Genomic DNA, 7,462 nt, shown 5'->3' on the forward strand with positions numbered 1-7,462 from the left:
TGGGGTACTACCTCAAAATCTTTGTGGGATTGCAGATTTATTAAGCTGCGTGACTGAGATGTTGCAGGATGTCTCAGTGGCGCGCATCGTAGGCCCTCTGGTTAATAATAATAAATATATTGTTATGATGCTTAGCATCACAGTTCGTTATGAATGCATCCCGCATGAAAGGTAGCACCCCTCAATGAACCTCAAGGCATTGCGCTGCTGTGTCGAAATCGTCCGGCAAGGCAGCTTCACCAAGGCCGCGCAGCACCTGCACATCGCCCAGCCCGCGCTGAGCATGGCCGTCACCCGGCTGGAAGAAGAACTGGGGGTAACCCTGTTCAACCGTACCACGCGCAAAGTGATCCTCACGGCAGAAGGCGAGCAGTTCTTGCCGCGCATTGCCTCTGCCCTGCGCGAAATGGACGTTGCCCGGCAAGAGCTGCGCGACATGGCCGACCTCAAACGCGGCGAAGTGCGCCTGGGTATCCCGCCGATGTTCGGCCTGCACTACGTCCCCGGGTTGATGAACGCCTTCCGCAAGTCGTACCCGGGCATTGCCATGACCGTGTTCGAAGGCAGTGCCGAAGACATTGGCCATCGCCTGGAGCAACGGGAAATCGACCTGGCGCTGCTGGAGTCCCGGCGTGTACCGCCGGACAAGGAGTCGATCCTGCTGGGCAGCGACGAAATGCTGGCGTGCATGCACCCGGATCACCCCTATGCCGGCAAGGCCTACCTCACCGCCGAAGACCTGCGCAATACCGACATGGTGGTGTTCGATCGCACCTTCGTTCAACGCCATCTTCTGGATGCGTTCTTCGCCGAACATGGCATCACTTACCAGGTGGCGCTACAGAGCAACTTCGTCTCGCTGGTGGTGCAGGCCGCGCTGGACAACATGGGGGTGGCGACCCTGCTGCGCTCGGTGCAGCAACGCACGCCAGGCATCGTCGGCGTGCCGTTCCGGCCAGCACAGCAGATGAGTTTCCGCTTGTGCTGGCGCTCGGGGGAATACCTGTCGCTGGCCAGCAAGCGGTTCATCGACTTTGCTGCACAGACGCATTACCTGGAGCGGTGAGGGCCAGTCTTCTGGGCGAGATGAGCAATCACCTGCTCCGCGGCACGCCCCAGGCAGCCTTTGAAAAAGTGATTGGCACCGGCGTATACCGACACTGCCCGTTGTTCAGGGCCAGCCCATTGCAGCAGGTTGGCCAGCGGTGCCATTTCATCCTGTTCACCCTGCAGTAACAGGCAATCCCCAGGCAGCGGCAATGGCTCGTAATAGCGCCCTCCCGGTACATCCCCCACCGGCAGCCCCATCAATGCGACTGCCTGCAACTGCCCTTCCAGCGCACAGGCAACCCGGGCGAACACGTAGGCCCCAAAGGAAAACCCGACCAGGGCTACCGGCAGCTCGGGCTGTTGCTGGTTGAAGTGACGGATGACCGCGATGCAATCCTCGGCTTCACCGATGCCCTGGTCGTGCGTGCCTTGCGTCTGCCCCACCCCACGAAAGCTCGGCCGTACCACTTGCCAGCCGGCTGCACGCAGCTGCCGTGCAAGGGTCAGTGGCACGATATGCCGTGGGCTACCGCCCAGCAGCGGTTGCGGATGGCTGACCAGCACCAGCCCTTTGGGTGGTCCGTCGGGGTAGTCGATCAACAGCTCGATCTGGCCGACGGCCCCATCGATAAGCAGCGGGTTGCGCGGGGTATCTGACATTGCAGTTGTCCTTGTGAACCGAATGTGTGGCGCGTGTACTCACCGTTTGCCGAGCGTTGGCGCGTCACCGCCCGCAGTCTAAAAGAGCAGGCGTACCCGCTGCCACAGGATCCCGTCACTTCAGCCAGGGGCGTAGCAAGCGCGCCCGTACTGAGCAGGACACGGGCTGCAACGTCGCGGAAGCCGGGGCAGCATCCTCGACGTTGCAGCCATCGATTGACTATTATCCCGCCTTGAACGTTTCAGCATGTTTCAATAGGGATACAGATGTCAGTCCAGGAACGCCCCCCGCTCCCCAGTAAAAACACCGTCGCCAAGATGGAAGCCGCCATGGCACTGGGCAGCTTTGCCATCGGCACCGGCGAATTCGCCATCATGGGCCTGATGCCCGACATTGCCAGCAATTTGCAGTTGAGCGAACCGCAGGTGGGCCATGCCATCAGCGCGTATGCGCTGGGGGTAATGGTTGGCGCCCCGACACTGGCCATTCTCGGTGCCAAACTGCTGCGCAAGCACATGCTGCTGCTGTTGATGCTGCTGTATGCCGTGGGCAACCTGGCCACTGCCTTTGCCCCCTCGTTCGGTGGCCTGGTCGCATTTCGTTTCATCAGCGGCCTGCCCCACGGCGCCTACTTCGGCATTGCCGCAGTGGTGGCCTCGAGCATGGTCGCCAAGGATCAGCGCGCGGGGGCCGTGGCACGGGTGATGATGGGCCTGACCTTGGCCATGTTGCTCGGCAACCCGGTTGCCACCTTCCTGGGCCAGTACTTCGGCTGGCGTTCGGCATTCGTGCTGGTCGGCGCGATCGCCCTGTGCACCATCGCCCTGGTCTGGCGTTTCGTGCCCCAGCGCCACGACGAAACACGCAGCGACCCGCGCAAGGAGCTCCAGGCCTTTGCCCTCCCACAGGTATGGATGGCGCTGGCCATCGCTTCGATCGGTTTTGCCGGCATGTTCTGCGTGTTCAGCTACCTGGCACCGACCATGCTGCACGTGACCCAGGTGTCGCCACAGTGGATTCCGTTTGGTCTGGCGGCGTTCGGCGTGGGCGGTATCGTCGGCAACATCGCTGGCGGCAAGCTGTTCGACCGCCTGCAGTTCCGCGCCGTGGGCTTGGTACTGATGTGGTCGGTCGCCGTGCTGCTGTTCTTTACCTTCGCCGCCCAGGCGCTGTGGAGCCTGCTGCTGGGCATCGGCCTGGTGGGCACCATGATCGCCTTGGCGGCACCGCTACAGATCCGCCTCATGGACATTGCCCATGAGGCGCCTAGCCTGGCAGCGGCGTCCAACCATGCGGCGTTCAACCTGGCCAATGCCCTGGGGCCGTGGCTGGGAGGCATGGCGATCACTGCCGGCATGGGCTGGACCAGCACCGGGTACATCGGCGCCGCGACTGCGCTGGTTGGCCTGGGCATTTACCTGGTGGCGCGGCGGATGAAAGGCGGGCATTGAAGCCGGCATGGTCATAAAGGGTTACCCTACCCCTTTATGCACCCGCCACTGCCGAGTCATTCATGTTCGATTGGGAAGACCTGCGCCATTTCTCCGCCTTCAGCTCGGCCGGCTCGCTGTCGGCTGCTGCCAAGACCCTGGGTGTCGACCACGCCACCGTGGCCCGGCGCATCGCCTCGCTCGAGGCTTCGCTCCAGCTCAAGCTGGTCGACCGACGTCCCCGCGCTTATGCCCTCACCCACGAAGGCCAACGTGTTGCGGAACTCGCCGAGCAGATGGCCATGTCCTCTTTTGCCCTGGAGCATTTCGCCAGCGCCGGCCAACAGACAGTGGAAGGCGAAGTGGTGCTCTCGGCACCACCGGCGCTGCTGGGCAGCATCGTCGCCCGGCGCCTGGGCGAGCTGTACCAGCGCTACCCACAGCTGCGCCTGAAGCTGGTAGGCAGCAAATCCAAGGCATCCTTGGTCCGCCGCGAAGCTGACATCAGCATCGCCCTGGCCAGGCCGACAGAGCCAACTCTGGTGGTCAGCCTGCTGGGGCACCTGGATTACCGGCTGTATGCCTCGCCCGGTTACCTGGCCAGCGCAACGGTCAGGCGCTACATCGGCTACGACGAGTCTCAAGCCCGTTCCCCACAACAGCAATGGCTCAACCTCCAGGCCGGCCAGCAGCCGTTCGCATTGCACAGCAATGACCTGCGCATCCAGGCCCAAGCCTGTGCCGGCGGCATCGGCATCGCCTGCCTGCCCGCGTTCATGGCACAGGAACACGGTCTGAAAGAAGCAGGCAGCGCCCAACAGACAATGAGCATCGAAATCTGGCTGGCCGTGCATGAAGACGTGCGCGCCACACCGCGGATCAAGGCGGTTACCGACTTCCTTCAGCAACAGGTGCGGCCGCTGCTACGCTTGTGAATTCTTGCAGATGGCGCATGCATCAATACGGAATTTTCGCCCAACCCTGCCAGCGTTAGGCTAACTCCATCACTCACGCCCTTGAAGGAGACGACGATGCAGTACGTAAAGCTGGGTAGCACTGGGCTGGACATTTCAAGGCTGTGCCTGGGCTGCATGACCTTCGGTGAACCCGACGCCGGCACTCATCCCTGGACCTTGGGCGAAGACGCCAGCCGGCCGATCATTCGCCATGCCGTCGAGCAAGGCATCAACTTCTTCGACACTGCCAACAGCTATTCCGCCGGCACCTCGGAAATCATCCTCGGCAAACTCCTGAGGGAGTTTACCCGCCGTGAAGAAACCGTGATCGCCACCAAGGTGTTCTTCCCTGCCAACATGTGGGAAGGCGCCAGCCGGCCCAATGAGCAAGGCTTGTCACGCAAGGCGATCATGGCCAACATCGACGCCAGCCTCAGCCGCCTGGGCACAGACTACGTCGACCTTTACCAGATCCACCGCTGGGACTACCACACCCCCATCGAGGAAACCATGGAAGCTCTGCATGATGTGGTCAAGGCCGGCAAGGCGCGCTACATCGGTGCATCGTCGATGTATGCCTGGCAGTTCGCCAAGGCGCAGCAGGTAGCCGCCAACCATGGCTGGAGCCGCTTCGTGTCGATGCAGAACTACCTCAACCTGATCTACCGCGAAGAAGAGCGAGAGATGATCCCGCTGTGCCTGGATCAAGGCGTCGGCCTGATGCCCTGGAGCCCGATGGCGCGCGGCCGCCTGACACGACCGCATGGGCAGCAAACCCAACGCACGCGCACCGATGTATCCGGGCAGTCGTTCTATGAAAAGACCGAGGTGGAGGACGGCCGGGTAATCGATGTGGTCGAGCAGATCGCCAGCGAACGGGGGGTGCCGATGGCCCAGGTTGCGCTGGCCTGGGTGCTGGGTAGGGCCGGCGTCAGCGCCCCTATCGTCGGCGCTTCGAAGCCCGCCCACCTGGACGATGCCCTGGGCGCACTGTCACTGCAGCTGAGCGAGGACGAAGTGGCGCGCTTGCAGGCCCCTTACGTTCCCCACGCGGTCACCGGCTTCAAGTAGCAATGGCTTGCGGCAGTTCGATGCGCACCCGCAAGCCCCCTGTGGCGGCGGCCAGCGCGGTGATGCTGCCACCGTGCAAGGCGATGGCACGCTGGGCGATCGCCAGCCCCAGGCCGAAGCCATCGCTGCTGTCGGCGCCACGGTCGAACGGTTCGAAGATGCGCTGCAGGCGCGCCGGGTCGACGCCCGGGCCATGGTCGCTGACGCACACCTGCAACCATTGCCCACCTGGTGCCGGTGCGGCCTCCACCAATACCGCCGTGCCGGGCTTCGTGTAGCGCACGGCATTGCGGATGACGTTCTCGAAGGCCCGGTACAGGAGTTCTTCATGGCCATGCATGAGAAACGCGCCCTGAGCCAGCAAGGACACCTGGCACTGCTTCATGCCTGCCTCGAAACGGGCATCCTCGACGATCTGCGCCAGCAGTTCGACCACATCCACGCTGGCGAAGTCACTGTTGCCTTGACGGGACTGGGCACGGGCCAGGGTCAGCAGTTGCTCGATCAGGTCGTCCATGCGCCGCGACTCGCGCTCGACCCGCTCCAGCATGTCGGGCCGGTCGGGTTGCTGGCGCATCAGGCCTATGGCGGCATGCATGCGGGTAAGTGGTGAGCGCAGCTCATGGGAAATATCATGCAGCAGGTTCTGCTGGGCCTGCACCAGGGCCTTGAGCTGGCCGGCCATGCGGTCACAGTCCTCGGCCAGGTCGACGATTTCGTCACGGCGCTTGCCCAGCCGCGGCCTGACCCGCACATCGAAACGGCCTTGGGCAACCTGGCCCATGGCCTCGCGCAGCCAGGTCAGCGGCCGGGTCAGGTAAAAGCTGCACAACAGCGCGAACAGCGCGCTCATCACCGCCCCAGTCACGAACGGGCCAAGGTTGCGTGGGCGCGGTGCCATACCGACACGGGTGGCCACCGAAGCGCGCAGCACCAGTGGGCGGCCGTCACGGTCGAGCAGTGCCTGCTCGAAGCGCGCCACGTGCACCGTTTGGCCAGCCAGCAAGCGGTCTTGATCGTCGTAAAGGCCTACTTGCACATCCTGCGGCTGTGGCGACACGTCAAGCAACTGGCGGCCGGCCCGCTCGCCATGCCGTTCGAGCATTTGCAGCTCGGTGGCCAGCAGCGAACGCAGCCCGGGGGTATCGCCGCGCAGTTCATTGAGCATGAAGGCCCCCGCCCCCACCAGGAAGGTCAGGGTGTTGGCCAGCCAGAACGCCAGGAACAGCTTCCAGAACAGACGCCGGCGCATCATTCGACGATCAGCATGTAGCCCATGCCGCGCACGCTCTGGATCCAGCTGCTGCCATCGGCACGCGGGCCAAGTTTTTGCCGGATGCTGCTGACGTGCACGTCGATGCGTCGGTCATAACGGGTCAGCGGCCGGCCCAGGGCATTGAGCGACAGGTCCTGCTTGCTGACCAGCTGACCGGCCTGGCGCGCCAGGGCTTCGAGCAGGCTGAACTCGGAGCCGGTCAATTCCAGCGTGGCTGCGCCCCAGCGCGCCTCGCGCCGCCCCGGCCACATTTTCAATGCGCCACTGCGTACCTGTTCAGGTACCTCGGGCGCGCTGGTTTCACCCATCAGGTATGGCTGCACGCGACGCAGTATTGCCCGCAGGCGTGCCACCAGCTCACCGGGAGAGCTGGGCTTGGGCACATAGTCATCGGCCCCCAGCTCCAGGCCGGCAATGCGGTCGATGTTGTCACCGCGTGCTGTCAGCAGCAGCACCGGCACCTGACTACGTGCACGCACGCGGCGCAGCACCTCGATACCGGAGATGCCTGGCAACATCACGTCCAGCACCACCACCTGGAAATGGCCGGACAACGCCAGGGTCTCGCCTTCCTCACCCGTGTCCGCGGCCGTTGCCTGGAAGCCTTCGCGCGCCAGGTACAAAGAGAGCATTTCAGTCAGTTCGCGGTCGTCGTCGACCAGCAGCACAGGGATCATCAGGGCCAGATATCGCAATTGCAGGGGGTGCAATGATCGCCCTGCAAGCCGGCACTGTCACTGCCGCCCGGTCGGACTTTACACATCTTTACCCTCGGCTAACCGCGCCGTACACAGCCCGCCCGTATCCTCATCGCCCGCTGCTTGCGGGTCGCCCGCGCTTGCTGCCCTCCGAATCCGCTTGTCTGGAAACCCCGATGAACTACCCGCGCCTGTTGCTCTCCATCCTGCTGCTGAAAGCCACGTTGGCCCAGGCCTCACCGTTCAGGATCGCCGACATTCGCGTCAACGGCCTGCAGCGGGTTTCCGCCGGCAGTGTGTTCGGTGCCTTGCCGCTGAAC

At 63.5% G+C, this 7,462-nt stretch carries 7 protein-coding genes and 1 pseudogene; 5 read left to right on the forward strand and 3 right to left on the reverse strand.

Features of this window, described 5'->3' with window-relative positions; all coding sequences use genetic code 11:
• Positions 1-184: 184 nt before the first annotated feature.
• A complete protein-coding gene (locus ACF8FB_RS26350) occupies positions 185-1,066 on the forward strand; it encodes a LysR family transcriptional regulator (protein WP_004374921.1) in 882 nt (293 codons plus the stop codon).
• Here ACF8FB_RS26350 and ACF8FB_RS26355 read toward each other — a convergent pair.
• A complete protein-coding gene (locus ACF8FB_RS26355; RefSeq protein WP_010954240.1) occupies positions 1,051-1,710 on the reverse strand; it encodes an alpha/beta hydrolase in 660 nt (219 codons plus the stop codon). The genes ACF8FB_RS26350 and ACF8FB_RS26355 overlap by 16 nt on opposite strands.
• 267 nt (positions 1,711-1,977) lie before the next feature.
• Here ACF8FB_RS26355 and ACF8FB_RS26360 point away from each other — a divergent pair, with 267 nt between their 5' ends.
• The 3 genes from ACF8FB_RS26360 (at position 1,978) to ACF8FB_RS26370 (ending at position 5,168) form a co-directional block, all read left to right on the forward strand.
• Positions 1,978-3,162, forward strand: a complete 1,185-nt coding sequence (locus tag ACF8FB_RS26360) for an MFS transporter (protein WP_392510817.1) — start codon at positions 1,978-1,980, stop codon at positions 3,160-3,162.
• A 62-nt stretch (positions 3,163-3,224) separates the two neighbouring features.
• Entirely contained in the window at positions 3,225-4,076 is an 852-nt protein-coding gene (locus ACF8FB_RS26365; protein ID WP_060489927.1) for a LysR family transcriptional regulator, read from the forward strand.
• Positions 4,077-4,172: 96 nt separating this feature from the next.
• Entirely contained in the window at positions 4,173-5,168 is a 996-nt protein-coding gene (locus tag ACF8FB_RS26370; RefSeq protein ID WP_010954243.1) for an aldo/keto reductase, read from the forward strand.
• Here ACF8FB_RS26370 and ACF8FB_RS26375 read toward each other — a convergent pair.
• Together ACF8FB_RS26375 and ACF8FB_RS26380 are read right to left on the reverse strand one after the other, a co-directional pair.
• Positions 5,161-6,423, reverse strand: coding sequence for an ATP-binding protein (locus ACF8FB_RS26375; protein ID WP_392512511.1), 1,263 nt, complete (start codon positions 6,421-6,423; stop codon positions 5,161-5,163). The genes ACF8FB_RS26370 and ACF8FB_RS26375 overlap by 8 nt on opposite strands.
• Positions 6,420-7,121 carry a response regulator transcription factor gene (locus ACF8FB_RS26380; RefSeq protein ID WP_010954245.1) on the reverse strand — a complete coding sequence of 234 codons (702 nt, stop codon included), beginning with the start codon at positions 7,119-7,121 and terminating at the stop codon, positions 6,420-6,422. Before ACF8FB_RS26380 ends, ACF8FB_RS26375 begins: the two co-directional genes overlap by 4 nt.
• 197 nt (positions 7,122-7,318) lie before the next feature.
• On the opposite strand from ACF8FB_RS26380, the pseudogene ACF8FB_RS26385 reads away from it, so the two are divergent.
• A pseudogene (locus ACF8FB_RS26385) lies at positions 7,319-7,462 on the forward strand (outer membrane assembly protein); the annotation flags it as partial.

The sequence above is a fragment of the Pseudomonas sp. yb_2 genome (assembly GCF_043103905.1).
GTDB lineage: Bacteria > Pseudomonadota > Gammaproteobacteria > Pseudomonadales > Pseudomonadaceae > Aquipseudomonas > Aquipseudomonas alloputida.

Coding starts and splice junctions, on each gene's coding strand:
- ACF8FB_RS26355 (WP_010954240.1), bottom strand. CDS start 1,710: ATGTCAGATACCCCGCGCAACCCGCTGCTTATCGATGGGGCCGTCGGC.
- ACF8FB_RS26380 (WP_010954245.1), bottom strand. CDS start 7,121: ATGATCCCTGTGCTGCTGGTCGACGACGACCGCGAACTGACTGAAATG.
- ACF8FB_RS26360 (WP_392510817.1), top strand. CDS start 1,978: ATGTCAGTCCAGGAACGCCCCCCGCTCCCCAGTAAAAACACCGTCGCC.
- ACF8FB_RS26370 (WP_010954243.1), top strand. CDS start 4,173: ATGCAGTACGTAAAGCTGGGTAGCACTGGGCTGGACATTTCAAGGCTG.
- ACF8FB_RS26375 (WP_392512511.1), bottom strand. CDS start 6,423: ATGATGCGCCGGCGTCTGTTCTGGAAGCTGTTCCTGGCGTTCTGGCTG.
- ACF8FB_RS26350 (WP_004374921.1), top strand. CDS start 185: ATGAACCTCAAGGCATTGCGCTGCTGTGTCGAAATCGTCCGGCAAGGC.
- ACF8FB_RS26365 (WP_060489927.1), top strand. CDS start 3,225: ATGTTCGATTGGGAAGACCTGCGCCATTTCTCCGCCTTCAGCTCGGCC.